Here is a 26,183-nt window from a genome sequence, read left to right on the forward strand (position 1 = left end):
CCTAGAACCACTTCTCGGCGCGGTGGTCCGCCTGGATCCGGCGGATGGTGTTCGAGCGGGACCGCAGCACGAGCGAGTCCGTGTGGATGACGCCGCGCGAGCGACGGACACCGTCGACCAGGACGCCGTCGGTGACGCCGGTGGCGACGAAGAACGTGTTGTCACCCGTGACCAGGTCGTCCTGGTCCAGGACCTTGTCCAGGTCATGACCGGCGTCGATCGCCTTCTGGCGCTCCTCGTCGTCCTTCGGCTGCAGCTTGCCGAGGATCACACCGCCGAGCGCCTTGATCGCGCAGGCCGTGATGATGCCCTCCGGGGTGCCGCCGACGCCGACGCACATGTCGATCGTCGAGCCGGGCAGGGCAGCGGCGATGCCACCGGCGACGTCGCCGTCGAGCAGCAGACGCGTCCCGGCGCCCGTCGCACGGATCGCGCGGATGAGCTCGTCGTGGCGCGGGCGGTCGAGCACGGCGACGACCATGTCCTCGAGGTCCTTGCCCTTCGCCTTCGCCAGCGCGCGGATGTTGTCGCCGATCGGCTTCTCGAGGTCGAGGACCCCGCGGCCCTCGGGGCCGGCGGCGATCTTGTCCATGTAGAACACCGCGCTCGGGTCGTACATCGAGCCGCGGTCCGAGACGGCCATCACGGAGATGGCGTTCTGGCGCCCGGCTGCGGTGAGCGAGGTGCCGTCGATCGGGTCGACCGCGATGTCGCAGGCCGGGCCGTGGCCGTTGCCGACGTGCTCGCCGTTGTAGAGCATCGGCGCGTTGTCCTTCTCGCCCTCACCGATGACGACGACGCCGTCGAAGTTCACCGTGCCGAGGAACTTCCGCATCGCGTCCACCGCTGCGCCGTCCGCGAGGTTCTTCTCACCACGTCCGACCCACGGCTGCGCTCGGATCGCCGCCGCCTCGGTCGCACGCACGAGCTCGAGCGCCAGGTTGCGGTCGGGCTGGAGGAACAGGGAACCGGTCTCAGTGGTGGGAGTCACGACCCGAGCCTACCCGCGGTCGCGTCACACTCCAGGGGGGCTGACTACGATCGGCGAGGACACCACCACGTCGAAGGAGATACCAGTGCCCATCGCAACGCCGGACCAGTACGCCGAGATGATCGAACGCGCGAAGGCGGGCAAGTTCGCGTACCCCGCCGTCAACGTGTCGTCGTCACAGACCATCAACGCGGTCCTCCAGGGTCTGCAGGAGGCCGGCTCCGACGGCATCCTCCAGGTCACGACGGGTGGTGCCGACTACTTCGCGGGCCACACCATCAAGAACCGCGCCGCCGGCGCCCTCGCGATGGCGAAGTTCGCCCACGAGGTCGCCAAGAACTACGACATCACGGTCGCCCTCCACACCGACCACTGCCCCAAGGACGCCCTCGACGGCTTCGTCCTGCCGCTGATCGCAGCGAGCGAGGAAGAGGTCCGGGCTGGTCGCAACCCGATCTTCCAGTCGCACATGTGGGACGGCTCGGCCGTGCCGCTCGACGAGAACATCGAGATCGCGAAGACGATGCTCGAGAAGACCCGCAACATCAACGCCATCCTCGAGGTCGAGATCGGCGTCGTCGGCGGCGAGGAGGACGGTGTCGAGCACGAGGGCACGAACGACGCGCTCTACACGACCCCGAACGACGTCGAGAACGTCGTCGACGCGCTCGGCCTCGGCGACGCGGGCCGCTGGATCGCCGCCCTCACCTTCGGCAACGTGCACGGCGTCTACAAGCCGGGGGGCGTCAAGCTCCGCCCCGAGCTCCTCGGCGAGATCCAGGCATCGGTCGCCGCGAAGCACGGCACCGGCGAGAACCCCCTCGACCTCGTCTTCCACGGTGGCTCCGGCTCGACCGACGACGAGATCCACGAGGCCGTCCGCAACGGCGTCATCAAGATGAACATCGACACCGACACGCAGTACGCGTTCACGCGCTCGATCGCCGGTTCGATGTTCACGAACTACGAGGGCGTCCTGAAGATCGACGGCGAGGTCGGCAACAAGAAGCAGTACGACCCGCGCGCCTGGGGCAAGGTCGCCGAGACCGCGATGGCCGCCCGCGTGGGCGAGGCCGCGAAGGTCCTCGGTTCGGCCGGCAACACCAAGGGCTGATCAGGTCGACCGGTCCGGATCTCGGGCCTGGAGGAACGGGGCACGTCCGACGGACGTGCCCCGTTCTGCGTCCGGTCACCTGCACCACATGCCACGATGGGCGGGTGACCGTCGACGCCATCGCCTCCGAGTTCGCCCAGTTCGTCACCGAGTCGCCGACCGCGTTCCACGCGGCAGCGGCCGCACGGGACCGGCTCGTCGCCGCCGGGTTCACCGAGCTCTCCGAGCTCGACGCCTGGCCGACCGAGGCCGGCGCCTACGTGGTGGTCCGTGACGGCGCGGTGATCGCGTGGCGCCTGCCCGACGTGGCGACCCCGACGACCCCGTTCCGGATCCTCGGCGCGCACACCGACTCCCCCGGGTTCCGCATCAAGCCGAACCCCGGCGTCCGCACCGGCGGCTGGGAGCAGCTGAACGTCGAGGTCTACGGCGGGGCGCTCCTGTCCACGTGGTTCGACCGCGACCTGCGCATCGCCGGCCGGGTCGTCGACGCCGACGGCACGGTCCGGCTGGTCAGCACCGACGCCGTCGCCCGCATCCCGAACCTCGCGATCCACCTCGACCGTGGGGTGAACGACGGCAAGGAGATCGACCGCCAACGCCACACGCTGCCGATCGTCGGGGTGGACGGCGACGCCGGAGGGGCACCGGTCGTGGAGTGGTTGCGCGCTCGCCTCGGAGACGACGCAGTCTCGTGGGACCTCTTCCTGGCCGACACCCAGGCCCCCGCCCGCATCGGCATCGAGAGCGAGTTCCTGGCGTCGGGCCGGATGGACAACCTGACGAGCGTGCACGCCGGGCTCCGCGGCATCGTGGACGCCCCCACCGACGGCGACCACATCCCGGTGTTCGCGGCCTTCGACCACGAGGAGATCGGGTCCTCCACCCCGTCGGGTGCGGGCGGACCGTTCCTCGAGGACGTCCTCGGCCGTGTGCAGGAGGGCCTCGGCGCCACCCGCTCCGAGGCTGCTCGGGCTTTCCGCGCCTCGTGGCTGCTGTCGAGCGACGCCGGACACCTCGTGCACCCGAACCAGCCGGAGAAGCACGACCCGACGAACCGCCCGCGCCCGGGAGCCGGCCCGCTGCTGAAGATCAGCGCGAACCAGCGCTACATGACCGAGGCGAAGGGCGAAGCCGTCTGGGCCGCCGCGTGCGAGACCGCCGGCGTGCCGTGGCAGCCGTTCGTCAACGTGAACACGATCCCCGGCGGCTCGACCATCGGCCCGATCGCGGCGACCCGGCTCGGGATCCCGACGATCGACATCGGCGTCGGGCTGCTGTCGATGCACTCGGTCCGGGAGCTCGTGCACGTCGACGACCTGGCATCACTGCACGGCGCCGTGGCTGCGTTCCTGGCCGGCTGAGCCCTGGCCGGCGGATCCAGCCCGGCTGACCCAGCCCGGCTGGGGTGGTCTCGACTCCCCGCGCGCGCAGGGCCGAGTGGTCACGAACTGTCGGTCGCGCCGGTGCCGGACGACACTTCGTGACCACTCGACAGCGGGCCCGCGGCGTGTTGCGACCACTCGGCAGTGGCTGCTGCGCGCGCCCGCGAGGCTGACGACGATCGCCGGAAGGGCACCGGCACCGCGACTTGCCAACGGACGGGCTGCCGAGAGTTCTCGACTCCCCGCACGCGCAGGGCCGAGTGGTCAAGAACTGCCGGTCGCGCCGGTGCCGGACGACACTTCGTGACCGCTCGACGACGGGAGTGCGGCGTGTTGCGACCACTCGACGCGCGGATGCCAGCGCCGCGAGCAGCCGGGCGGTCAGCGGTCAGGCGATCAGACGGTCAGCCGCCGGCCTGGCGCATCATGAACTCGACGAACTGCGGGTCCTGGAACACCACGACGACGAACGCGACCGTGCTCACCACCGTCGCCACGACCGCGCCGAGCACCGGCACCCAGAAGGTCCGCTTGCGCGCCCGGAGCCGGCGGATCGACCACCACGCGACGAGTGCGAACACCACGACGTTGGCGATCGCCCCGACCGCCGCGGCACCGCTCAGTGCACTCGGGTCGTTCAGCGCCGTGTACTGCGTCTCGAGGGTGCGACGCACCGTGGACGCGACGTCCCCGACGGCGAGCGACTGCACGACCGAGACCAGCCCGAACGCGAGCAGCCCGACGGTCAGGACGAAGTCGGCCGGCGTCTTGCCGAACCGGCTCCGCGGCACCGCGCGGGCACCGTTCGTGGGCGCACCCGGTCGACCGCGGCCCGACGAGCGGGCGTCGCGCACCGCATCGGTCGCCGCCTGCTCGCGGAGCGCCCGCGACTCGCGCTCGCGCTCCTGTCGTTCCTGCTCGACGAGGACCGGGTTCACCCAGCCCTCCGGCGCGTACTCGCCGTACGCGGGTGCGGGACGGCCGTGGACCCGGCCGTCCGCACCGCTGTCGGCCTTCGTCAGGGAGACGCCCCGGGCCTCCTGGCCGGCGGTGCCGTCGTCGGGGACGTGACCCGGCTCACGAGCCGGCACCGAGCCCCAGCCGTCCGCGCCGCTCACGAGCGCCGCCCGCCGAGCGCGCGCGTCGGGTTGCCCGACGCGTCGGTGCGGAGCTCCTTGGGGAGCGAGAACATCAGGTCTTCGTGGGCGGTGACGACTTCCTCGACCGCACCGTACCCGGCGTCGGCGAGCTGTTCGAGGACCTCGGCCACGAGTTCCTCCGGCACGGACGCGCCGCTCGTGACCCCCACGGTGCTGACGCCGTCGAGCCACTCCTGCCGGATCTCCTCCGCGTAGTCGACGCGGTGCGCGGCCTTCGCGCCGTGCTCCAGCGCGACCTCGACCAGGCGGACGCTGTTCGACGAGTTGGCGGACCCGACGACGATCACGAGATCCGCTGCCGGAGCGACCTTCTTGATCGCGACCTGGCGGTTCTGCGTGGCGTAGCAGATGTCGTCCGAGGGCGGGTTCTCGATCGCGGGGAACTTCTCGCGCAGCAGGCGCACCGTCTCCATCGTCTCGTCGACGCTCAGCGTGGTCTGCGACAGCCAGACGAGGTTGTCGGGGTCGGGGACCTGCAGGGCCGCGACGTCCTCCGGCCCGTTGACCAGGATCGTGCGGTCCGGGGCGTGGCCCATCGTGCCCTCGACCTCTTCGTGACCGGTGTGGCCGATGAGGATGATCGTGCGCTCCGCCTTCGCGAACCGGGTCGCCTCGCGGTGGACCTTCGTGACGAGGGGGCAGGTGGCGTCGATCGCGTGCAGGTCGCGATCCGCGGCGCCGGCGACGACCGCGGGCGAGACACCGTGCGCGCTGAAGACGACGTGGGATCCGCGCGGGACCTCGGCCACGTCGTCGACGAAGACCGCGCCGCGCTGCTCGAGCGTCGACACGACGTGCACGTTGTGGACGATCTGCTTCCGGACGTAGACCGGTTCGCCGTACTGCTCGAGTGCTTTCTCGACCGCGACGACCGCCCGGTCGACCCCGGCGCAGTACCCGCGCGGCGCCGCGAGCAGCACCTTCTTCGTGCCGGCGACCGGCTCGTCGCGCAGTCGACCGCGCGCCGCGTGCACCCGCGGCGGGGCGAGCGGGACCGTGTGGCCGTTGGTGATCGTCACGTCCCCGATGATAGGTGAGCCGGACGCGCACGACCTGGGCGCACGGAGCAGCTGTGGACAACCGCCGGTCGCCCGCTGTCACCGGTCTCGGGCACGATGGACCTCCGGCACGACAAGGAGCTTGCATGGCGATCGAACAGGGCCCGCCGACGGCCGACAACCCGTGGCCGGTCGCGCTCCTGGGCGCGAAGCTCCGCGACTGGATCGACCGGCTCGGCACCGCCTGGGTCGAGGGCGAGATCACCCAGTGGAACGTCGCCGGCGGCAACGTCTACGGCAAGCTCAAGGACGTCGAGGTCGACGCCACGGTGTCGTTCTCGATCTGGTCCAGCGTGCGCTCCCGGGTGCCGGCGGACATCAAACAGGGCGACCGCGTGGTCGCGGCCGTCAAGCCGAACTACTGGGTCAAGGGCGGCTCGCTCACCATGCAGGTGGTCGAGATGAAGCACGTCGGTCTCGGTGACCTGCTCGAACGACTCGAGCGACTCCGCCGCACCCTGGCTGAGGAAGGGCTGTTCGACCCCGCGCGCAAGCAGCGTCTGCCGTTCCTGCCGCACCGGATCGGACTCATCACCGGCAAGGACTCCGACGCCGAGAAGGACGTCAAGCGCAACGCGCAGCTCCGCTGGCCGCAGGTCGAGTTCCGCACCGTGCACACCGCCGTGCAGGGCGACCGGACCGTGAGCGAGGTCACCGCGGCGATCCTCGAGCTCGACGCCGACCCCGAGGTCGACGTGATCATCGTCGCCCGTGGTGGTGGCGACTTCCAGAACCTGCTCGGGTTCAGCGACGAAGGCCTCGTCCGGGCGGCGGCCGCGGCGTCGACCCCCATCGTGTCCGCGATCGGACACGAGGCCGACCGGCCGATCCTCGACGAGGTCGCCGACCTCCGCGCCTCCACCCCGACCGACGCCGCGAAGCGCGTGGTGCCCGACGTCGCCGAGGAACTCGCCAACGTCCGGCAGGCCCGCGCGCGGCTCGGGCTCCGCCTGTCCCACACCCTGTCGGTCGAGGCGGACCGGATCGCGTCGCTGCGGTCCCGGCCGGCGCTCGCCTCGACGGCCTGGCTCGTCGACACCCGCGCCGAGGAGATCGCCCGTGACCTGTCCCGGTCGCGCGAGCTCCTGGACCGTCGGCTCGAACGCGGGCACGCCGAGGTCGGGCACCTGACCGCACGACTCCGTGCCCTCTCACCGCGCGACACGTTGCGGCGGGGCTACGCGATCGTGCAGCGCTCGGACGGTGGCGTGGTCCGCTCGTCGGACGACCTGGCGGGGCAGACGCCGGTCCACGTGACGCTCGGCGCCGGCACCGCGACCGGGACGCTCGAGCCGGACGGACCGGGGCCGGACGGGTCCTGACGGTCCTGCCGGTCAGGGTCCCGCCGGGGCGTGCGCTTCGCGGAGCCAGCCCCGGTCGCGGAGCCAGCGTTCGGCGACGCCAGGCCACGCGGCAGCGGTCCCGATCCCCTCGGCCAGCCCGATCCCGTGCGCGCCCCGCTCGAAGACGTGCAGCTCGAAGGGCACCGCGTGCCGCGCGAGCGCCTGTCCGTAGCGCAGCGAGTGCGTGACGTGCACCGAGGGGTCCTCAGCGGTGTGCCAGAGGAACGTCGGCGACGTCGCTTCGTCGACCATGAGCTCGGCGTCGAGTGCACCCTGCGCCCACACCGACGCACCAGGACCGAGCAGGTTGTCCGCACTCCCCCGGTGCTGGTGGTCGGTCATCGAGACCACCGGGTAGCAGAGCAGGGTCAGGTCGGGTCGGTCGTCGACCTCCGACACGGCGCGTTCGTCCGGCGTCGGCGCGTTCGAGACGAGGGCGGCGAGGTGGCCGCCCGCCGACGAGCCGACCAGCAGGACGCGGGCAGCGGACGGGAGGCCCGGGGCACGTCCGGCACGCAGGTCGCGGAGGAGCGTCCTGGTCGCCACCACGGCGTCCGGGTGCCGGTGCGGTGCGATCGGGTACGCGAAGACGACGGCGTCGATACCGAGGGTGTTCAGCCAGCGGGCGTAGCCCTCGCCCTCGTGGGGTGCGTGGGCCTGGTAGCCGCCGCCCGGCAGGACGAGCGCGATGGGGCGGTCCCCGTCGTCGTCGGGCTGCTGTCGCGGAGCCGGGTACCAGTCCACACCGTCGGGGAGATCCGTCATGGCGCGACCCTACCGGCGCTCGTTCTCCACAGGCGCACCGGCGTCGACCGTGCGTCGGTGGGCGCTCGGTAAGATCGAGTCGTGCCATCCCAGCAGGAACCCGAGCAGACCGACGTCCAGTCGCTGAGCTACGAAGCGGCCCGTGACGAACTCGTGCGCGTCGTGAGCGAGCTCGAGCAGGGGTCGGCGACCCTCGAGCGCTCGCTGTCCCTCTGGGAACGCGGTGAGGCCCTCGCCGCCCGCTGCGAAGAGTGGCTCGTCGGTGCCCGTGCACGGCTCGACGCCGCCCGCGCGGCCTCCGCGACCGAGGACGGCTCCGCTCGATGACCGACCCGAACGGCCGCCCGATCGTCGCCGAGCTCGGCCGCCCCGAGACGGCTGAGGAGACCTGGGCCCGCAAGGACGCCGCACGCACCGCGCGGCGGCAGCACCAGACGGCGTTCAACCTCGTCATCGCGCTCATCGCGTCGCTCGGCATCGTGCTGTTCCTCGTCGCCGTCGTGGTCCGACCCGACGCCACGGTGGACCGCACCGTCGACTACCAGCAGATCGCGGCGAAGGCCCACGTCGGCGACGCCACGCTCGCCGCACCGGCGCTGCCCGACGGCTTCTCGGCGAACCGGGCGGACTTCACCGACAAGACCTCCGACGGCGTCGACGTCTGGACCGTCGGGTTCCTCACGCCCGACAAGCAGTACGTCGGCATGCAGCAGGGCATCGGTGCGAACGACTCCTGGGTGGCGAACCAGCTCGAGCAGCACCCGGCGACCGGCACCCGCACGCTCGCCGGCACGAAGTGGACCGTCTACGACCGACGGGCCGAGGGCGACGACGCCGAGAACCACGCGTACTCACTCGTGACGACGTTCGGCGAGAACACGATCGTGCTCTCCGGTACCGCCGACGACGCCTCCTTCCGCACGGTCGCGACGGCCGTGTCGAAGCAGCTGGCCGGCTAGCAGTCCCCAGCACCCGCACTCGCACCCGCACTCGCACCCGCACTCGCACTCGCACTCGCACTCGCACTCGCACTCGCACCCCGACCCTGACCCGATCCGAGGAGCCCCATGCCCGACCGCGCCGCCTCCACCCCGTCCGACGCCCTTCGTCTGCTCGTCGACGGCAACGCCCGCTTCGCCGCCGACAAGCGCCGCATGGGCCGGACGGACCCCGACCGTCGCACCGAGCTCGAGGGCTCGCAGGCGCCCTTCGCGACGGTCCTCGGCTGCTCGGACTCCCGCGTGCCGTTCGAGCACGTGTTCGACGCCGGCATCGGTGACCTCTTCGCCATCCGCAACGCGGGTCAGATCGTCGACGACGTCGTGCTCGGCTCGATCGAGTTCGCCGTCGTCGCCCTCGGCACCCCGCTGGTGGTGGTACTCCGCCACACCAAGTGCGGGGCCGTCGCCGCCGCTCGCTCCGGTGAGCCAGTGCCCGCACCGCACCTGCAGGCCCTCGTGGACGCCATCGCCCCGAGCGTCGAGAAGGTCCGTGCCACCGACGCCGAGCTGCCGCAGGAGTCGATCGGTGCCGCACACCTCGAGGCCACGCTCCGTCAGGTGATCGAGCGCTCCGGCGCGGTGTCCGACGCGATCGCCGAGGGCCGGCTGGCCGTCGTCGGCGCGACCTACGACCTCGGGACCGGCGAGGTCACGATCGACACGGTCGTCGGCACCGCCTGACGCTTCGGCGGTGGCCACGCCGCATGTCCTCCCCCGGCCGCACCGGTACAGTCGAACGCGACGCCCGGCGCCGGTTCCGTGACCAACGGACACCTCGTGTGCCGCCGCAGTCCCCCGACGCGACCGCGTCCGGCGAGCACCCCAGGAAGGACCACGACGACGTGACCGACACCACCGAGACCGAGTTCCGCATCGAGCACGACACCATGGGCGAGGTGCGGGTGCCGAAGTCGGCGCTCTACCGTGCCCAGACCCAGCGCGCGGTGGAGAACTTCCCCATCTCGGGCACCGGGCTCGAGTCGGCGCAGATCGTGGCACTCGCCCGCATCAAGCGTGCAGCCGCGATCGTGAACGGTGAGCTCGGCATCGTCGAGCCGGCCGTGGCGGACGCCGTCGCGCAGGCGGCGGACCTGATCATCGGCGGCGCGCACCACGACCAGTTCCCGGTCGACGTCTACCAGACGGGCAGCGGCACGTCGTCGAACATGAACATGAACGAGGTCCTGGCGACCCTGGCCTCGGACATCGCGGGCTCGGCCGTGCACCCGAACGACCACGTCAACGCGTCGCAGTCCTCGAACGACGTCTTCCCGACCTCGGTGCACGTCGCCGTGACCGAGGCGCTCATCCGCACGCTCGTGCCGGCGCTCGAGCACCTCGCCGAGTCGCTCGAGGCCAAGGCGACGCTCTGGGCCGACGCCGTGAAGTCCGGCCGCACCCACCTGATGGACGCCACGCCGGTCACCCTCGGGCAGGAGTTCGGCGGCTACGCGCGGCAGATCCGACTGGGCATCGAGCGCGTCACCGCGACCCTCCCCCGTGTCGCCGAGGTCCCGCTCGGCGGCACCGCGGTGGGTACCGGCATCAACACCCCGACGGGCTTCCCGCAGCGCGTCATCGCCCAGCTTGCGAGCGACACCGGCCTGCCGATCACCGAGGCGGTCGACCACTTCGAGGCGCAGGGCGCGCGCGATGCCCTGGTCGAGGCCTCCGGTGCGCTCAAGGTGCTCGCGGTGAGCCTGACCAAGATCAACAACGACCTGCGCTGGATGGGGTCGGGCCCGAACACCGGCCTCGGCGAGCTCCACATCCCGGACCTGCAGCCGGGGTCCTCGATCATGCCCGGCAAGGTCAACCCGGTGATCCCGGAGGCCACGCTGATGGTCGGCGCCCGGGTCATCGGCAACGACGCCACCATCGCCTGGGCCGGTGCCTCCGGTGCCTTCGAGCTGAACGTCGCCATCCCGGTGATGGGCACGGCACTGCTCGAGTCGATCCGTCTGCTGGCGAACAGCTCGCGGGTCCTCGCGGACAAGACCATCGACGGCCTCCAGGCGAACCTCGAGCGAGCCCGTGCCTTCGCGGAGTCCTCGCCGTCGATCGTCACGCCGCTCAACCGGGTCATCGGCTACGAAGCGGCTGCCAAGGTCGCGAAGTACGCCGTCGCCGAGGGGATCACGGTCCGCCAGGCGGTCGTCGCCCTCGGACACGTCGAGCGTGGTGAGGTCACCGAGGAGCAGCTCGACGCGGCCCTCGACGTGCTGAGCATGACCCACCCGAACTAGCGCGACGCTCCTGACGCGCCCCCAGGACGGACGGGAGGCCCGGTGCCAGCTGGCACCGGGCCTCCCGCCCGTCTGATGGGCGACTCGACCCGCCTCACGCGCTGAACGACAGGTCACGCGCCCGGAGGCGCGTGACCTGTCGGTGAGCGCGAAATCCGGCCAGCGCCCGCCCTACACCAGGTCGGGCGAGTCCAGCAGGTCCGTCACCAGCGCCGCGATCGCGGACCGCTCCGACCGCGTCAGCGTGACGTGGGCGAACAGCGGGTGGCCCTTCAGGCGCTCGATCACCGATGCGATGCCGTCGTGCCGTCCGACCCGCAGGTTGTCGCGCTGCGCGACGTCGTGGGTGAGCACGACGCGGGAGTTCTGCCCGATGCGCGAGAGCATGGTGAGCAGCACGTTCCGTTCGAGCGACTGGGCCTCGTCGACGATCACGAAGGCGTCGTGCAGCGACCGACCGCGGATGTGCGTGAGCGGGAGCACCTCGATGAGCCCGCGTTCGATCACCTCGTCGAGGACGTTGTCGGACACCACCGATCCGAGGGTGTCGTAGACCGCCTGCGCCCACGGGTTCATCTTCTCGCCGGCGTCGCCGGGCAGGAAGCCGAGGTCCTGCCCGCCGACCGCGTACAGCGGCCGGAACACCATGATCTTCTTGTGCTGCTGGCGCTCCAGCACCGCTTCGAGCCCGGCGCAGAGGGCGAGGGCCGACTTGCCCGTGCCGGCGCTGCCGCCGAGGGAGACGATCCCGATCTCGGAGTCGAGCAGGGCGTCGATCGCGAGCCGCTGTTCGGCGGACCGGCCGCGGAGCCCGAAGACCTCGCGGTCGCCGCGCACCAGGGCGACGGCACCGGCGGTGTGCACCCGGCCGAGGGCCGAGCCGCGCTCCGAGTGGATGACGACCCCGGTGTTGACCGGCACCCCGTCGAGCTGGACGGACCGGATCTCCTCCTTCTCGTACAGGTCGGACATCTGCTCGCCGGAGACCTGCAGGTCGGCGATGCCGGTGTAGCCGGAGTCGACCGCGAGTTCGGCGCGGTACTCCTCCGCCGCCATGCCGATAGACGATGCCTTGACGCGCAGGGGCAGGTCCTTCGAGACCACGACGACGTCGAGTCCGTCGTTCTTGAGGTTCGAGGCGACGGCGAGGATGCGGGAGTCGTTGTCGCCGAGCTGCAGCCCCGACGGCAGGACGGACTGGTTGGAGTGGTTCAGTTCGACGCGGAACGAGCCGCCGTCGCCGATCGCGATCGGGAAGTCGAGCCGTTCGTGTTCGATGCGCAGTTCGTCCAGCAGCCGCAGGGCCTGGCGGGCGAAGTACCCGATCTCCGGGTCGTTGCGCTTCGATTCGAGTTCGCTGACGACCACCACGGGCAGGACCACGGCGTGCTCGGCGAAGCGGAAGAGAGCCCGCGGATCGCTGAGGAGCACCGATGTGTCGAGCACGTACGTGCGCTGGGCGACCGATGTGGACGAGTCCGCGGTGTGCTGCTGCTGTGTTCCGCGAGAGACGTTCTGAGAGGTCACGACCCACTCCATCCCCGGGCCGCAACAGGCCCGGTCCTTGTCCTCGAACGCGGCCACGGAGCGGTCCCGAAGCACCGACTGTGGCCGCTTCGATCGGGCGCGGTGCCCGATGGGGACAACGTACGTCCGGCCTCTGACACCCCGCCAGCGACACGCGGTTTCGCGTATTACGGTCACGTGAACAACGTGACTCCGGCTCGCGACGCCGCGCGCGGCGCTGGCGCCGAGTGGTCACGAACCGTCGGCTGCGACGCCGCCAGCCGACAGGTGGTGACCACTCGGCGGACGTGAGCGGGGTGTCGTGAACGCTCGCGGGCTGCGGAGGGGAGGCCCGTGGCGGCCTGGCACCGTGCCTCCAGGCCGTCAGTTGGTCGCGAATCGTCGCGCGCGCAGCGTCGACTGGTCACGAACCGTCGGCTGCGACGCCGCCAGCCGACAGGTGGTGACCACTCGGCGGACGTGAGCGGGGTGTCGTGACCGCTCGCGGGCTGCGGAGGGGAGGCCCGTGGCGGCCTGGCACCATGCCTCCAGGCCGTCAGCTGGTCACGAACCGTCGCGCGCGCAGCGTCGACCGGTCACGAACCGTCGGCTGCGACGCCGCCAGCCGACAGGTGGTGACCACTCGGCGGACGTGAGCGGGGTGTCGTGACCGCTCGCGGGCCGCGGACGCGGACGCGGACGGGCTCGCAGGACGCGGACGGGCTCGCGGGACGCGGACGGGCTCGCGGGACGGGGACGCGGACGCGCGACACCAGCCGCTGCTACTGCATCGTGGCGTACGAGACGCAGGCGTCGCGGAACATGTCCAGGGTCTCGTCCGTCGTGGACGCGAACACCGACACCCGCGCGACCCCGAGCCGCGTCGTGGCCGTGACCCCGTGGTTGTGGAACGAGGCGGAGAGCGCCGTCAGACGGTCCTGCATCGGCCGGAGCACGACGATGCCAGCGCGCTCGGCCGGGTCGCGGCTGGACTCGACCTCGAGGCCGAACTCGTCCGCGATCGCGAAGACCCGCTCGACCCGCTCGGACACGCGCTCCTGCACCGCTGCGACGCCGACCGCGGTGAGCCGGTCGAGGGACACGGCCATCCGCGCCTGCGACACCGGGTCGATGCGGGTCATCTGGAACCCGGCAGCACCCGGACGGACGGAGGGCACGTCGACGGGCCACCCGGTCGTGCCGTGCGGACCGGAGAGCGCCGGACGCAGGCGGTTCAACGCGCGGTCGCTGAACGCGGTGAAGCCGGTGCCCCACCCGGCGTGCAGCCACTTCTGACCACCGGTGGCGACGACGTCGGCGACCTCGTACGGGGCGTCGACGACACCGAAGCCCTGGATCGCGTCGACGATGAGCAGCCGGTCGCCGATGACCTCGCGGATGGCGGCGAGGTCGGCGAGGTACCCGGTGCGCCAGTCGACCAGGGACACCGCGACCGCCGTGACCTCGTCGGTCAGGCGCTCACGGATGAGCGACGGGGTCATCCAGCCGGCACCTGACTCGATGACGACGGGCTGGACCCGGCCGCCGGTGGCGGATGCGGCACTCGCCAGCGCGAGCGGCAGCGACGGGTACTCGTCGGCGGCCACCAGCACGCCGCCGGTCAGGCCGAAGGCGGTGTGCAGCAGGCCCGGGGTGGTGGCGCTCTGCGACACGACCTGGTCCTCGCGGCGGCCGACGAGCCGAGCGGCGACGGTGCGGACACGGGCGTCCTGTTCGTCGAGGGTCTCCATCGCGCCGAAGCGCATGTGCTCCTGGATGGTGCCGAGCACGCGCTGTTCCTCGAGCACGGCGGTCTGCACGGGGCCGAACGCAGCGTGGTCGAGGTAGCCGGGGTCTTCGGCGAAGCCGGCGGCGTACTCGTCGATGTTCACAGTGGTGCACCTTTCGGGGGTCGAACCCTGTGAGCCTACTGGGACTCGGGTTCTGCCGACGAACCAGTGCGTGACCTGGCTGCGCGGCGCGCGCCTCCGACGGCGACGGGCCTCAACGACGGCGACGCGTGCCGCGTGCCGCGTGCCGCGTGCCGCGTGCCAGCGCGCCGCGTGCCAGCGCGCCGCGTGCCAGCGCGCCGCGTGCCGGCGCGCCCCTCAGCCGCCGAAGCGACGCGACCGGAGTCCGAAGTCGCGGACGGCCCGGAGGAAGTCGACCTCGCGCAGGTCCGGGTAGAGCGCCTCGACGAAGTAGAACTCGCTGTGTGCGCTCTGCCACAGCATGAAGTCCGACAGCCGCTGCTCGCCCGAGGTCCGGATCACCAGGTCGGGGTCCGGCTGGCCCTGTGTGTACAGGTGGTCGCCGATGAGCTCGGGGGTCAGGACCTCGGCCAGGGTGTCGATCGTGCCGCCACCCGCGCCGTGCGCCTCGACGATGCTGCGCATGGCGTCGGCGATCTCGCGTCGCCCGCCGTACCCGACCGCGAGGTTGATGTGCAGGCCCGTCCGTCCGGCGGTGCGTTCCTCGGCCTGCTCGAGCGCGGAGACCAGCGAGGCCGGCAGCCCCTCGTTCGACCCGACGTGCTGCACGCGCCAGTCACGGTTGTCGGCGAGGACCCCGGCGAGGTCGGCGATGATCCCGACGAGCTCCTCGAGCTCCTCGCCCCCGCGACCCGTCAGGTTGTCGGCGGAGAGCAGGTAGAGCGTCACGACCTCGATGCCGAGCTCGTCGCACCACGTCAGGAACTCGGGGATCTTCGCGGCGCCGGCGCGGTGGCCGTGCGCGGCGGACTCGAGCCCGAGCTGCTTGGCCCAGCGGCGGTTGCCGTCCACGATCATGGCGACGTGCTTCGGCTTCGCTGCGCCCTCGATCTGGCGGCGGATCCGGCTCTGGTAGGCGCGGTAGAGGATCCCTCGTCCTGCCCATCCCACCCTGCCGGTCACGCACCGAGCGTAGTGCACCGTCCATCCGAGGCGCCCGAACGTGCTTCCCCCAGAACTCGTGGCATCCGTTCGGCCGCGGGGCTTATGGTCGGGGGCATGCAGGACGAGCACGAGACCGACACCCTCCCCCACGTCCCGTTCACCGAAGAGGCCGCGACGAGCACCCCGGAACCCCGCCCGGCCTGGCGCGGCTGGATCCACCTCGGCGCGTTCCCGTTCGCCGTCGCGATGGGCATCGTGCTCATCGCGCTGTCGGACAGCACCGCGGCGAAGGTCGGCAGCGCCGTGTTCATGGCGACGTCGCTGGCGATGTTCGGCGTCTCGGCGACGTACCACCGGTTCCCGTGGGGGCCGACGGTGAAGGCCGTGCTGAAGCGCATCGACCACACGAACATCCTGCTGCTCATCGCGGGGACGTACACGCCGATCGCGATCTGCGCGTTGCCACACACGCTCATGGTCGTCGTGCTCTGGGTGATGTGGTCGGGCGCTGCGCTCGGCATCGCGTTCCGGGTGCTGTGGATCGGCGCCCCGCGGTGGCTCTACGTGCCGATCTACCTGGTCCTCGGGTGCGCTGCGCTCGGGCTGCTGCCGCAGTTCTTCGAGGCGAGCGTGCCGATGACGGTCCTGATCCTCTCCGGCGGCGTCGCGTACATCGTCGGTGCGCTGGTCTACGGCTTCAAGCGTCCGAACCCGATCCCGACGCAGTTCGGGTTCCACGAGGTGTTCCACGCCCTGACGGTCGTCGCCTTCGGCGCGCAGTGGGTGGGCGTGCTCATCGTCGCCTTGGACCCCGTGCGCTGACCGGCCCGACGCGCGGTGCGCGGTACGGGCCCGAGGACGCGATGCGTCGACGGCCGGGAGGCGCGGTGCCAGCCGGCACCGCGCCTCCCGGCCCTCAGCAGGTCACGTCAACCGCGTTCGGTGTCGTCCCCGACGTCGGCTCGGCCGTCCTCGGCCGCCCGCCGCTGCGGCTCGTCCGTCGCCGGAGGGTCGACCGCCGTGCCGTTCGCCTCTGCCTCGAGACGCTCGCGGATCTCGGACCGGTACCGGGTCCGGCGGATGCGACGGGTCATGTCGATGACCAGGAAGATCGTCGCGATGGCCACGAGCGCGATCGCGATGAAGCCGACGACCCCGGGGGTGACGTCGACGTCCGGGACGACCGAGGGGCTGGGACTGGGGGTGGCGGCGAGTGCCGCCGCGATGGTGCTCACGCGGTGGGTTCCTTGTCGGCAGGGATCCCGGCGAACAGATCGGTCTCCGGGAGCTCGGTCGGCACGCGGGCCTCCACGAGCTGGTAGTCCTCGGTCGGCCAGACCGTCGCGAGGAGGTCGTTCGGCCAGTAGAAGAAGGGGCTGTCCGGCGGCACCTGACTGGCGTGCGCGCGGAGTGCGGCGTCGCGGTGGTCGAAGTACTCGTGCACGTCGACGTGGGTGGTCGCGAGGTCCGGCCGGTCGGCGAACCGCTCGACCCACTCGCGCAGCTGCTCGACGAGCGGGCTGTCGGCGTCGCGCTCGCGCAGGGCGTCGTAGAAGGCACGGAACCGACGGGGGTTCATGGTGCGCTCGTAGTAGAGCTTCGCGATCGACCACGGGGCACCGGCGTCCGGGTACGCGTCCGGGTCGGCGGCGGCTGACCACGCGGCGACGGACACCTCGTGCGTACGGATGTGGTCGGGGTGCGGGTAGCCGCCGTTCTCGTCGTAGGTGACGAGCACGTGCGGACGGAACCGGCGGATCACCCGGACGAGTGCCTCGGTGCTGTACTCCAGCGGCACGGTCGAGAAGGTGCCAGGGCGGACCGTCTCGCCCTTCTCGGCGTCGGGCAGACCGGAGTCGTGGTAGCCGAGCCACACGTGGTCGATGCCGAGGGCTGCCTGCGCGGCGGCCATCTCGGTGCGGCGGTACCCGGCCATGTCACGGTGCGCACGGCTCGTCGCCGGCTCGCCGAGGTGGTCGTTGAGGATGTCGCCGGCCTCGCCGCCGGTGCAGGAGACGACCAGCACCTCGTTGCCGTCGGCCACGTACTTCGCCGCGGTCGCCGCCCCCTTGCTCGACTCGTCGTCGGGGTGGGCATGGACTGCCAGCAGACGGTACGGCACGTGGGGTTCCTCACTGCGGGTGAGCGGCGTCGGACGCGGGCAGCACACAGCCTCGCGTGAACTACCCTGGGATCAGGATATCCACCCCGGGAGCCCCGAACTGTCCGAACAGCACCACACCGCCACCCTCGACGACCGGTACGGCCGCACGCCGGGCCGAGCGCGCCGCAGCCGCTTCATCGCGATCACCGCCGCGATCGCGGTCGTCGTGGTCTTCGCCGCCTGGGTGATCTGGGCCGGACTCGACCAGTCCGACCGGGGACTCTCCACGGACGACGTCGGCTACCAGGTGCTCTCCGCGCACAGCACCGTGGTGCACTCGCAGGTCTCCGTCGACCCCGGCAACCGGGCGAAGTGCGCCGTGCAGGTCCTCGACAAGAGCTACTCGATCGTCGGCTGGAAGGAGATCACGTTGGCCGCGTCCGAGCAGCGCACCCGCAGCGTGAGCACCGAGGTGACGACGACGACCCGTGGTGTGACCGGCTTGATCCACGACTGCTGGGTTCCCTAGACTGTTGTGATTCGCCTTTCGAGACCGACCACTCGGCCGGTCTCGTTTTTTCATGGTCGAAGGGACAGAACATGAGCAACGACACGCAGGTCACCTGGCTGACCCAAGAGGCGCACGACCGCCTCAAGGCGGAGCTCGACGAGCTGAGCGGCGAGGGCCGTGCCGAGATCGCGCGCCGCATCGAGGCCGCGCGCGAAGAGGGCGACCTCAAGGAGAACGGCGGCTACCACGCCGCGAAGGACGAGCAGGGCAAGATCGAGGCCCGCATCCGCGTCCTCACCGAGCTCCTGAAGCACGCCACCGTCAGCGAAGCGGTGTTCGACGGCACGGTCGAGCCCGGCACGGTCGTCACCGCGGTCATCGCGGGTGACGAGTCGACCTTCCTGGTCGGCAGCCGCGAGATCGTCGCCGAGGGCTCGGACCTCACGGTCTACAGCCCGGTCAGCCCCGTCGGTGCTGCGATCGTCGGGCTCAAGGCCGGCGACAAGGCCACCTACACGGCCCCGAACGGCAAGGAGATCGCGGTCGAGGTCGTCAAGATCGAGCGCTACGAGCCGTAGGCACGGCAGCACTGCAGTCGGACGGGAGGCCCGTGGCGAGTTCGCCGCGGGCCTCCCGTCCGTCGTGGGTGTGTGGGCGCGTGCGTGCGTCGCCCCCGCGGCGACACGAGGTTTCCGACAGTGCACGCGTCGAACGACTCGTGGATCGTCGCAACCGACGTGGGACGACATGTCCGACGTCGTACGACAGCGACGGGGTCGCGTCAGCCGTCGGCGCCAGCCCGGCGCGACCACCTGACGGCCTGGAGGCCCGTGGCGGCCCCGCCCCGCGCCTCCCGGCCGGCGCGCGCCACGTCACGCACGCCGTTTCCGACAGTCCACGCGTCGAACGACTCGTGGGTCGTCGCAACCGACGTGGGACGACATGTCCGACGTCGTACGACAGCGACGGGGTCGCTCCCCCGCGGCGACACGAGGTCTCCGACAGTCCACGCGTCGAACGACTCGTGGATCGTCGCAACCGGCGTGGCTAGTTCTCGAGGAGCTCCGGGCGGAAGCCGACCTCGTGCAGGCGCTGGATGACCTCTTGCGCGTGCTCGGGGCCGCGGGCCTCGATCGACAGGTCGAGCGCGACCTCGTTGATGACGAGTCCCTGGCCGTGCCGGGTGTGCAGGACCTCGACCACGTTCGCGCCGGCGTCGGAGATGACCTGCGCGACGCGGGCCAGCTGCCCGGGACGGTCCGGCAGCATGATGCGGATGCCGATGTACCGCGAGGCGGCGACGAGGCCCCGTGTGATCACGCGCTCCATCATGAGCGGGTCGATGTTGCCGCCGCTGAGCAGGACCACGGTGCGGCCGGTGTCGCGGACGGCGCCGGACATGATCGCGGCGACCCCGACGGCGCCGGCGGCCTCGACCACGAGCTTCGCGCGCTCGAGCAGGACCAGCAGGGCGCGGGCGGTGTCGTCGTCGGAGACCGTGACGATGTCGTCGACGAGGTCGCGGATGATCGGGAAGTTCAGGTCACCGGGACGGGCGACCGCGATGCCGTCGGCGATCGTCGGCGTGGTCGTGATCGTGACCGGCTCACCGGCACGGATCGAGGACGGGTAGGCGGCGGCGTTCTCGGCCTGCACGCCGATCACCTTGATGGGGCGTCCGAGTCGCTCGGCCATGCCCTTCACGGCGAGGGCGATGCCGGCGATCACACCGCCGCCGCCGATCGGCACGATGACGGTCTCGACGTCGGGGACCTGGTCGATGATCTCGAGGCCGAGGGTGCCCTGGCCGGCGATCACGGCCGGGTGGTCGAACGGCGGGATGAACACGGCGCCGGTGTGCGCGGCGAAGTCCTTCGCGGCACTCAGGGCCTCTTCGACGGAGTGGCCGCGCAGGACGACGTCGGCACCGTAGTGGCGCGTGGCCTGGAGCTTCGGCAGGGCCACCCCGACGGGCGTGAAGATGGTGGCGGGGATGCCGAGCTCGCGAGCGGCGAGGGCGACCCCCTGCGCGTGGTTGCCGGCGCTGGCCGCGACGACACCCTTGGCGCGCTGCTCCTCGGACAGGGTCGACAGGCGGTTGTACGCGCCGCGGACCTTGTAGGCGCCGGTGCGCTGCAGGTTCTCGCACTTCAGGTGCACCGGCGAGCCGAGCAGCTCGGCCAGGAACTGCGACGTCTCCATCGGGGTGACCCGGGCGACACCGGAGATGGTCTCGCGAGCCCGCTCGATGTCGTCGAGGGTCGGGATCGTCGGTGCGGTGGTGTCGGTCACGGTCCCATCATCGTCGGTCCGGAGCCTCCTGACGAACCCGTGACGCTCAGTTCGTGCTGGCGGTGCCCTCGGCCGCGGCGGGACCCGGCTTCGTGCCCGGTGCGGGGACGTCGTCCCCGACCTTGTGGCGACGACGACGGAGGAGCTGGATCTGCCCGTGCTGCCCGTGCTTCGGGGTCGCCTCGAGCACGTGGTCGGAGTCGAGTCCACGCCAGCGGCCGCTCGCGATGGTGGTGACCATGGCGTTCAGCGTGGCGATCAGCGGGACGGCGAAGAAGGCACCGGCGATGCCGGCGAGCCCGGACGCCGCGGTGACACCGAGGACCACGGCGAGCGGGTGCACCTTGACGGCGTTGCCCATCACCAGGGGCTGCAGGATGTGGCCCTCGATCTGCTGGACGAGCAGGACGACGCCGAGGACGAGGACGGCGGCGAGGGGCCCGTTGAAGATCAGGGCGACGAAGACCGCCAGGAACCCGGTCACGATCGCACCGACGACCGGGATGAAGGCGCCGAGGAAGACGAACGCCGCGATCGGGATGACCAGCGGCATGCCGCCGAAGAAGAGTCCGACGATGTACGCGCCGAGACCGATGCCCACCGCGTCCACGAACGCGACGAAGATCTGCACCCGGATGAAGCTCGTCAGGGTGATCCAGCCGGCGACCCCTGCACCGTCGACCGCGGCACGCGCCTTGCGCGGGAAGAGCCGGACGGACCAGCGCCAGACGTTCTTGCCGTCGACCAGCAGGAAGATCGTGGTGAACAGGATGATGAAGAGCGCCTCGAAGATGTGGGTGGCACCCGAACCGGCGACGGCGACACCGGAGACGATCGACCCGGAGTTGTCCTGCAGCCACTTGGTGCCGTCGTCGAGCCAGCCGTTGACGTCACCCTGGGTGATGCCGAGGCCGGAGTTCAGGACGAGGTCCTTGATGTTGGCGTACTGGTCCACCGTGCGGTCGCGCAGCGACGGGTAGGACGCGATGATCTGGTCGACGACGAGCCAGATCAGGCCGCCGAGCGCCGCGAGTCCGCCGAGCAGGCTGATGACGATTGCGGCCCACTTCGGCACGTGGTGGCGCTGCATCCAGTTCGAGATCGGGACGAGGAGCGCGGAGATCACGATGCCGATGAGGAACGGGATCAGGATCTGGCTGAACACCGTCATCAGCCAGATGAACACCGCGACCACGCCGACGACGACGAGCGCACGCCAGGACCACGCCCCGGCGATGCGCATGCCCATCGGAACCGAGTCCTCGACCACGGGGTCGGGATGAGTCTGCTTTCTGCCCCATGCCATGGGCCGAGCATATCGATGTGCTTCCCGTCAGGTTCCAGATACGGCATACACCGGGGTACGACGGTGTCGGCGGCGCTCGGTAGGTTCGACCGCATGGTCAGGACGACGCTCTCCGCGGCAGAGGCACGACGGGTCGCACTGGCCGCACAGGGCTTCGGGCGGACGCCCGCCGACGTGGTCTCGACGCGTGCGCTGAACGCCGCGTTCGGCCGACTCGGGCTGCTGCAGATCGACTCCGTCAACGTGTTCGAGCGCAGCCACTACCTGCCGTTGTTCGCCCGTCTCGGCGCGTACGACCGCACCGTCCTCGACCGGCTGACCCTCGGCCGGTCCGGCCCGTACACCGAGTACTGGGCGCACGAGGCGGCGTTCATCCCCCGCGAGGACCTCCGGCTGTTCCGGTGGCGGATGGACGCCCTGCGCGAGCGCGACGCCGGCCCGACCCGCATCGACGGCGTCACGCGGACCGCGGCCGTGCGACGGGAGCTGCACGCACTCCTCCGAGCCGAGGGGCCGATGCCCGCCAGCGCCGTCGAGCACGAGGCGAACGTACGTCGGGGACCGTGGTGGGGCTGGAGCGACGTCAAGCTCGGGCTCGAGCAGATGTTCCGGTGGGGCGAGGCCGTGACCGCCGGTCGTTCCGGGTTCGAGCGTGTCTACGCCCTGCCGGAACAGGTACTGCCCGCCGGCTTCCTCGAGACCGCTCCCCCGCGGTCAGTGGCCGTGCGCGACCTCGTCCGGCACGCCACCCGAGCGCTCGGGGTCGGTACGCGGGCGGACATCGCCGACTACTACCGGCTGCGCACCGACGACACGGCCCTCGCGATCGCGGAGCTCACGGCCGCCGGTGAACTGCTGCCCGTCCGGGTCGAGGGATGGGCGGAGCGCGCTTGGCTCCACCCGGAAGCGCGGGTCCCCCGACAGCTGACCGCCGACGCCGTGCTCAGTCCGTTCGACCCCGTCGTGTGGTTCCGGCGGCGGGCCGAGCGGATGTACGGGTTCCACTACCGGATCGAGATCTACACGCCGGCCCCGAAGCGGGTGTTCGGCTACTACGTCCTGCCCGTGCTGCAGGATGACCGGCTCGTCGGTCGGATCGACCTGAAGAGCGACCGGCAGCGCGGTGTCCTGATGGTCCGGACGGCGTGGCAGGAGCCCGGCGAGCACCTCGACGCCGAACGGCTGGCTGCGACGCTCCGGCGGACGGCGGCGTGGCAGGGGCTCGGTGCGATCGAGGTCACCGACCGGGGGACGGCTGCGGCCGCCGTGGCTGCCGCGCTCGGCGGGAGCGCGACGCTCGGCTAGAACTGGACGCGCGGGGGTTCGGCGATCGCGGCCGGTTCGGCCGTCTCGAAGAACGTCGCCTCGGTGAAACCGCGGTTCTTCGCGAAGGCCGAGTTCGGGAAGACCCTGATCTTCGTGTTCAGCTCGCGGACACCACCGTTGTAGGAGCGCCGAGCGGACTGGATCTTGTCCTCGGTGTCGACGAGCTCCGACTGGAGTTGCAGGAAGCCCTGGCTCGACTGCAGCTGCGGGTAGCCCTCGGCGACGGAGAACACGCTCTTGAGCGCCTTCTGCATGTGTCCCTCAGCAGCAGAGGCCGATCCGGCGTCACCCGCGGTGAGGGTCTCGGCGCGGGCCTTCGTGACGGCCTCGAACACCGATTTCTCGTGAGTGGCGTACCCCTGCACCGTGTCGACGATGGTGGGGATGAGCTCGGCGCGACGCTCGAGCTGGCGGGAGATGTCGCCCCAGGCGTCGTCGACGCGGGTCTTCAGCGTGACGAGGGACTTGTACGTCACCCAGAGGTAGATCCCGATGATCACCAGGACGACCACCACCACTCCGACGACGATGAGCGTCGTGACGAGTCCGGTGTCCATGTGGGCGTACTCCTTTGCGCGTCGGGATCCGCGGTGCTGCTGGTGGCCGAGACGGCCGTCGTGCAGTCTACCGAGGCGGCGGGGGTGCTCTCGTCCGGGGGCAGGGTTCACGGGCGATTCCCGAGTCATGCACACCGGGCGTTCGGGATCCCGCGTCGGATCGCCCCGATGTCGGCAGATCATCCGCGCGGTGTATTGACCAGGGGGCCTCGATCCCGTGGGATGGAGCCGGTGAGCACACGCGGGGTGAACGTGGACGAGCGGGCCGTCGGGGGTGACGGCCCCGTTCGACGTCCCCGCTCCGCCGTCCTCGCAGCGGTCGCGGTGGCCCTCGCGGCCGGGCTCCTGACGACGATCGCGGCACCGGCCGCCGCGGCCACCGGCGCAGCCCCGACGGCACTCGCGGCCACCAGTGTCACCCCGCCGCCCGCCGAGTCGATCGCCCCGCCCACCTCCGGTCGTCCCGGCGCACCGACGCCGACCCCGAGCAACCAGCCCGTCACCGCCCCGACGATCGCCGACCCCGGGGACGTCACGAGCAGCACCGCCCGCTTCCACGGCACCGGCACCGCGCGCCACGTCGTCCGGGTGACCGGTCCGGCGAGCACGGGTTCCGCCGGGTGCACCGCCGTCGTGCAGCCGAACGGCACCTGGTCGTGCCTCGGTACCGTCCGATCGGGGCCCCAGCAGGTCTTCTCCGTGCGGGACACCACCACGCCGTCGCTGCCAGCAGCGAGCGCCCCCGCGTCGGACGTCATCGTCCCGCCGTCGATCGCGTCCGGTGGCACGACGAGCGGGACGGTCGCCGGGTCCGGGTTCCGCGGCTCGACGGTGGTCCTCTCCGTCTCCGGGTCCGCTGCCCAGCAGACCGCGCGGGTGGGCCTGGACGGGCGGTGGGTGGCGACGCTCCCGGCGCGGGCGGACGGCCCGGTCACGGTCACCGCCTCGCAGACCGCCAGCACGGCGGACGGCTACCGCTCCGACCTGCGGAGCGCGTCGTCTGCACCGGTCACGGTCACCGTGGACCGCACCGCCCCCGCAGCGCCGCGCATCACGAGTCCGGGCGCCGGCGAGCGGGTCCGGGCCGGGGCCGTGGTGGCCCGCGGCACCGGCGAGCCCGGTGCCGGCGTGACGGTCTACGTCGACCGTGCTCCGGTCTGCCGCGCCGAGGTCGGAACCAGCGGGGCGTGGTCGTGCTCGAGCGCCGGGTCGACGCTCCGCACGGGGCCGCACGAACTCACCGCGACGCAGCACGACGCCGCGGGGAACTACTCGAAGTCGTCGACGGGCGTACGGGTCCTGGTCGCGACGTCCGGCTCCGGGACGACGGGACAGCCGGGCGACACCGGCACCACGGGCGCCACCGGCAGCCCCGCACCGGGGACGCCAGGAGACGACGGAACCGTCGACGGATCGACGAGCGGCACGGACGACCCGACCCACACCGGCACCGCCGCGGCGGGTGGTGGCGGTGGCACCGGCACCGACGGGCCGGGGAGCAGCACGGAGCCGGACGGCGGCACCACCGACGGCAGCAGCGGCACGCCCGCCGCGGTCGCCGGTGGACACGGCGACTGGTCCGGACCCGCCGGCGACTGGACCGCGGCCACCGCCTACGACGGCACCGTCCCGACGATCCAGACCGCGTTCTCCTGGCGCACGGTGCTCGTCGCCACCGCCGTCGCCGCCGGGTTCCTCGTGCTGATCGCGGCCCCGCTCGCCCTCGTCGCCGCCGTGGCCCGCGGCAGGATCCGCTCGCCGTTCGCCGGACTCCTCGGCCGGAACCGAGCGCGGACCGACCGGACGACGAACGACGACGTCCTGCCGAGTTGGGTGTCGATCGGGCTCGCGGTCACCGTCGCCACGCTCTGCACGCTCCTCGGGGTCGGTGTCGCGCTCGAGGCCCGGTACGTCCGGCTCGCGATCGCGGTGCTGCTCGGCACCGCCGTCCTCACCGCCGCCGTCGTGTTCGCGACGCGCTGGGCCGCGGGCAGCGACCACCGGACCGTCGGCTTCCGGGTCTCGCCGTGGCTGGTCCTGGCGGCGCTCGTCGCGTGCGGCATCACCCGCGCTGCGGACCTCTCCCCTGCGCTCATCGTCGGCGTGGTGCTCGTGCCCTCCGGCCGGCCCGACCTCGGCACCGGTCCGCTCCGGCTCGGATCGGGGATCGCCGCCGGTGCCCGCAGCGCGACCTGGCGGACGATCGGGCTGCTCGGCCTCGCCGCCGTGGGGTGGGTGGTGCACAGCCTGACCACCGGTGACGGCTTCTGGACGTCACTCGTGTCCGAGTTCGCGATCACGCTCTGCCTCGGCGGGGTCGGCGCCGCGGTCGCATCGCTGCTGCCGCTCGCCGGGTCGGCCGGGTCCGCTGTGCTCGCCGCGTCCCGGGGGCGCTACGTCGCGCTCGCGGTGGTGGCCGTCGCGCTGACCGCGGCGGTGTACTCCGGGTCGACGGGGACGCACGCGTCGCCGGTCCTGCTCGGTGCGGTGGCCGGCGGCTGCGTCGCGGCCGCAGCCGGGGTGTGGATCTGGGCGCGCACCACGCGACGGGACGCACCCGCCTGAGCTGCACCGTGCCTCCCGGCCGCCGCACCGCACCACGCGACCGCCGCGCAGCACGCGATCACCGCGCACCGCGCGAC

General features: G+C 71.7%; 24 protein-coding genes. 12 read left to right on the forward strand and 12 right to left on the reverse strand.

From position 1 onward, the window contains the following. Position 1: 1 nt before the first annotated feature. Positions 2 to 991, reverse strand: a complete 990-nt coding sequence (gene glpX, locus EDF19_RS02570; protein WP_123679357.1) for a class II fructose-bisphosphatase — start codon at positions 989 to 991, stop codon at positions 2 to 4. Between the two features lie 85 nt (positions 992 to 1,076). On the opposite strand from glpX, the gene fbaA reads away from it, so the two are divergent. After that, positions 1,077 to 2,105 carry a class II fructose-bisphosphate aldolase gene (gene fbaA, locus EDF19_RS02575; RefSeq protein ID WP_123679358.1) on the forward strand — a complete coding sequence of 343 codons (1,029 nt, stop codon included), beginning with the start codon at positions 1,077 to 1,079 and terminating at the stop codon, positions 2,103 to 2,105. A gap of 104 nt (positions 2,106 to 2,209) precedes the next feature. Continuing rightward, entirely contained in the window at positions 2,210 to 3,469 is a 1,260-nt protein-coding gene (locus tag EDF19_RS02580; RefSeq protein ID WP_123679359.1) for a M18 family aminopeptidase, read from the forward strand. 425 nt (positions 3,470 to 3,894) lie between these two features. Here EDF19_RS02580 and EDF19_RS02585 read toward each other — a convergent pair whose 3' ends face one another. Beyond that, complete coding sequence (locus EDF19_RS02585; protein ID WP_123679360.1) at positions 3,895 to 4,608, reverse strand: DUF6264 family protein; 714 nt, start codon at positions 4,606 to 4,608, stop codon at positions 3,895 to 3,897. Beyond that, on the reverse strand, positions 4,605 to 5,669 hold the full coding sequence (locus EDF19_RS02590; protein ID WP_395859382.1) for a 4-hydroxy-3-methylbut-2-enyl diphosphate reductase: 1,065 nt from the start codon (positions 5,667 to 5,669) through the stop codon (positions 4,605 to 4,607). The genes EDF19_RS02585 and EDF19_RS02590 overlap by 4 nt, the downstream gene beginning before the upstream one ends. A gap of 125 nt (positions 5,670 to 5,794) precedes the next feature. Here EDF19_RS02590 and xseA point away from each other — a divergent pair, with 125 nt between their 5' ends. Further along, positions 5,795 to 7,030 carry an exodeoxyribonuclease VII large subunit gene (xseA, locus tag EDF19_RS02595; protein ID WP_123679361.1) on the forward strand — a complete coding sequence of 412 codons (1,236 nt, stop codon included), beginning with the start codon at positions 5,795 to 5,797 and terminating at the stop codon, positions 7,028 to 7,030. Between the two features lie 12 nt (positions 7,031 to 7,042). On the opposite strand, the gene EDF19_RS02600 is transcribed toward xseA, so the two are convergent. Then, a complete protein-coding gene (locus tag EDF19_RS02600) occupies positions 7,043 to 7,816 on the reverse strand; it encodes an alpha/beta hydrolase (protein ID WP_123679362.1) in 774 nt (257 codons plus the stop codon). Positions 7,817 to 7,897: 81 nt separating this feature from the next. Between EDF19_RS02600 and EDF19_RS02605 the strand changes: the two genes are divergently transcribed. From EDF19_RS02605 to EDF19_RS02620, 4 genes are all read left to right on the forward strand, one after another. Then, positions 7,898 to 8,143 carry an exodeoxyribonuclease VII small subunit gene (locus EDF19_RS02605; RefSeq protein ID WP_123679363.1) on the forward strand — a complete coding sequence of 82 codons (246 nt, stop codon included), beginning with the start codon at positions 7,898 to 7,900 and terminating at the stop codon, positions 8,141 to 8,143. After that, positions 8,140 to 8,775, forward strand: a complete 636-nt coding sequence (locus EDF19_RS02610) for a DUF4245 domain-containing protein (RefSeq protein WP_123679364.1) — start codon at positions 8,140 to 8,142, stop codon at positions 8,773 to 8,775. The genes EDF19_RS02605 and EDF19_RS02610 overlap by 4 nt, the downstream gene beginning before the upstream one ends. Before the next feature lie 108 nt (positions 8,776 to 8,883). Then, positions 8,884 to 9,498: a carbonic anhydrase gene (locus tag EDF19_RS02615; protein ID WP_221180607.1), complete on the forward strand. Its 615-nt coding sequence runs from the start codon at positions 8,884 to 8,886 to the stop codon at positions 9,496 to 9,498. A gap of 161 nt (positions 9,499 to 9,659) precedes the next feature. Next, the gene (locus EDF19_RS02620) at positions 9,660 to 11,063 is read left to right on the forward strand and encodes a class II fumarate hydratase (protein ID WP_123679895.1); all 1,404 of its coding nucleotides are present in this window, start codon (positions 9,660 to 9,662) and stop codon (positions 11,061 to 11,063) included. Between the two features lie 171 nt (positions 11,064 to 11,234). Here the strand turns inward: EDF19_RS02620 and EDF19_RS02625 are convergent, their stop codons facing one another. From EDF19_RS02625 to EDF19_RS02640, 3 genes are all read right to left on the reverse strand, one after another. Next, positions 11,235 to 12,602 carry a PhoH family protein gene (locus EDF19_RS02625; RefSeq protein WP_260216958.1) on the reverse strand — a complete coding sequence of 456 codons (1,368 nt, stop codon included), beginning with the start codon at positions 12,600 to 12,602 and terminating at the stop codon, positions 11,235 to 11,237. A 749-nt stretch (positions 12,603 to 13,351) separates the two neighbouring features. Continuing rightward, positions 13,352 to 14,461, reverse strand: coding sequence for an aminotransferase class V-fold PLP-dependent enzyme (locus tag EDF19_RS02630; protein ID WP_123679365.1), 1,110 nt, complete (start codon positions 14,459 to 14,461; stop codon positions 13,352 to 13,354). Between the two features lie 216 nt (positions 14,462 to 14,677). Continuing rightward, a complete protein-coding gene (locus EDF19_RS02640) occupies positions 14,678 to 15,463 on the reverse strand; it encodes an isoprenyl transferase (RefSeq protein ID WP_185022635.1) in 786 nt (261 codons plus the stop codon). A 96-nt stretch (positions 15,464 to 15,559) separates the two neighbouring features. On the opposite strand from EDF19_RS02640, the gene EDF19_RS02645 reads away from it, so the two are divergent. Further along, positions 15,560 to 16,267: a hemolysin III family protein gene (locus EDF19_RS02645; protein ID WP_260216863.1), complete on the forward strand. Its 708-nt coding sequence runs from the start codon at positions 15,560 to 15,562 to the stop codon at positions 16,265 to 16,267. Between the two features lie 107 nt (positions 16,268 to 16,374). Here the strand turns inward: EDF19_RS02645 and EDF19_RS02650 are convergent, their stop codons facing one another. Both EDF19_RS02650 and mca read right to left on the reverse strand, forming a co-directional pair. Continuing rightward, the gene (locus EDF19_RS02650) at positions 16,375 to 16,680 is read right to left on the reverse strand and encodes a hypothetical protein (protein ID WP_123679369.1); all 306 of its coding nucleotides are present in this window, start codon (positions 16,678 to 16,680) and stop codon (positions 16,375 to 16,377) included. Next, positions 16,677 to 17,567: a mycothiol conjugate amidase Mca gene (gene mca / locus EDF19_RS02655; RefSeq protein WP_185022636.1), complete on the reverse strand. Its 891-nt coding sequence runs from the start codon at positions 17,565 to 17,567 to the stop codon at positions 16,677 to 16,679. Before mca ends, EDF19_RS02650 begins: the two co-directional genes overlap by 4 nt. Positions 17,568 to 17,586: 19 nt before the next feature. Here mca and EDF19_RS02660 point away from each other — a divergent pair, with 19 nt between their 5' ends. Both EDF19_RS02660 and greA read left to right on the forward strand, forming a co-directional pair. Then, positions 17,587 to 18,078 (forward strand): DUF4307 domain-containing protein, encoded by a 492-nt coding sequence (locus EDF19_RS02660; RefSeq protein ID WP_185022637.1) that lies wholly within the window; start codon positions 17,587 to 17,589, stop codon positions 18,076 to 18,078. 71 nt (positions 18,079 to 18,149) lie between these two features. After that, entirely contained in the window at positions 18,150 to 18,638 is a 489-nt protein-coding gene (gene greA, locus EDF19_RS02665) for a transcription elongation factor GreA (protein ID WP_123679370.1), read from the forward strand. Between the two features lie 469 nt (positions 18,639 to 19,107). Here the strand turns inward: greA and ilvA are convergent, their stop codons facing one another. Both ilvA and EDF19_RS02675 read right to left on the reverse strand, forming a co-directional pair. Continuing rightward, positions 19,108 to 20,352, reverse strand: coding sequence for a threonine ammonia-lyase (gene ilvA, locus EDF19_RS02670; protein WP_123679371.1), 1,245 nt, complete (start codon positions 20,350 to 20,352; stop codon positions 19,108 to 19,110). A gap of 46 nt (positions 20,353 to 20,398) precedes the next feature. Then, positions 20,399 to 21,658, reverse strand: a complete 1,260-nt coding sequence (locus tag EDF19_RS02675; protein WP_260216866.1) for an AI-2E family transporter — start codon at positions 21,656 to 21,658, stop codon at positions 20,399 to 20,401. A gap of 93 nt (positions 21,659 to 21,751) precedes the next feature. Here EDF19_RS02675 and EDF19_RS02680 point away from each other — a divergent pair, with 93 nt between their 5' ends. Further along, on the forward strand, positions 21,752 to 22,963 hold the full coding sequence (locus EDF19_RS02680; RefSeq protein WP_123679373.1) for a winged helix-turn-helix domain-containing protein: 1,212 nt from the start codon (positions 21,752 to 21,754) through the stop codon (positions 22,961 to 22,963). Here EDF19_RS02680 and EDF19_RS02685 read toward each other — a convergent pair. Continuing rightward, on the reverse strand, positions 22,960 to 23,541 hold the full coding sequence (locus EDF19_RS02685) for a LemA family protein (protein WP_123679374.1): 582 nt from the start codon (positions 23,539 to 23,541) through the stop codon (positions 22,960 to 22,962). The genes EDF19_RS02680 and EDF19_RS02685 overlap by 4 nt on opposite strands. Positions 23,542 to 23,772: 231 nt before the next feature. Here EDF19_RS02685 and EDF19_RS02690 point away from each other — a divergent pair, with 231 nt between their 5' ends. Beyond that, positions 23,773 to 26,106, forward strand: a complete 2,334-nt coding sequence (locus EDF19_RS02690) for an Ig-like domain-containing protein (protein WP_148071012.1) — start codon at positions 23,773 to 23,775, stop codon at positions 26,104 to 26,106. Positions 26,107 to 26,183 lie beyond the last annotated feature (77 nt).

Origin of the sequence: Curtobacterium sp. PhB115 (assembly GCF_003752025.1) — a bacterium.
Lineage (GTDB): Bacteria > Actinomycetota > Actinomycetes > Actinomycetales > Microbacteriaceae > Curtobacterium.

Excerpts from the sequence above, each read along its gene's own strand:
- xseA (WP_123679361.1), top strand. The coding sequence starts at position 5,795 with ATGGCGATCGAACAGGGCCCGCCGACGGCCGACAACCCGTGGCCGGTC.
- EDF19_RS02600 (WP_123679362.1), bottom strand. The coding sequence starts at position 7,816 with ATGACGGATCTCCCCGACGGTGTGGACTGGTACCCGGCTCCGCGACAG.
- EDF19_RS02610 (WP_123679364.1), top strand. The coding sequence starts at position 8,140 with ATGACCGACCCGAACGGCCGCCCGATCGTCGCCGAGCTCGGCCGCCCC.
- EDF19_RS02615 (WP_221180607.1), top strand. The coding sequence starts at position 8,884 with ATGCCCGACCGCGCCGCCTCCACCCCGTCCGACGCCCTTCGTCTGCTC.
- EDF19_RS02625 (WP_260216958.1), bottom strand. The coding sequence starts at position 12,602 with ATGGAGTGGGTCGTGACCTCTCAGAACGTCTCTCGCGGAACACAGCAG.
- EDF19_RS02645 (WP_260216863.1), top strand. The coding sequence starts at position 15,560 with ATGCAGGACGAGCACGAGACCGACACCCTCCCCCACGTCCCGTTCACC.
- greA (WP_123679370.1), top strand. The coding sequence starts at position 18,150 with ATGAGCAACGACACGCAGGTCACCTGGCTGACCCAAGAGGCGCACGAC.
- EDF19_RS02675 (WP_260216866.1), bottom strand. The coding sequence starts at position 21,658 with ATGGCATGGGGCAGAAAGCAGACTCATCCCGACCCCGTGGTCGAGGAC.
- EDF19_RS02680 (WP_123679373.1), top strand. The coding sequence starts at position 21,752 with ATGGTCAGGACGACGCTCTCCGCGGCAGAGGCACGACGGGTCGCACTG.
- EDF19_RS02685 (WP_123679374.1), bottom strand. The coding sequence starts at position 23,541 with ATGGACACCGGACTCGTCACGACGCTCATCGTCGTCGGAGTGGTGGTG.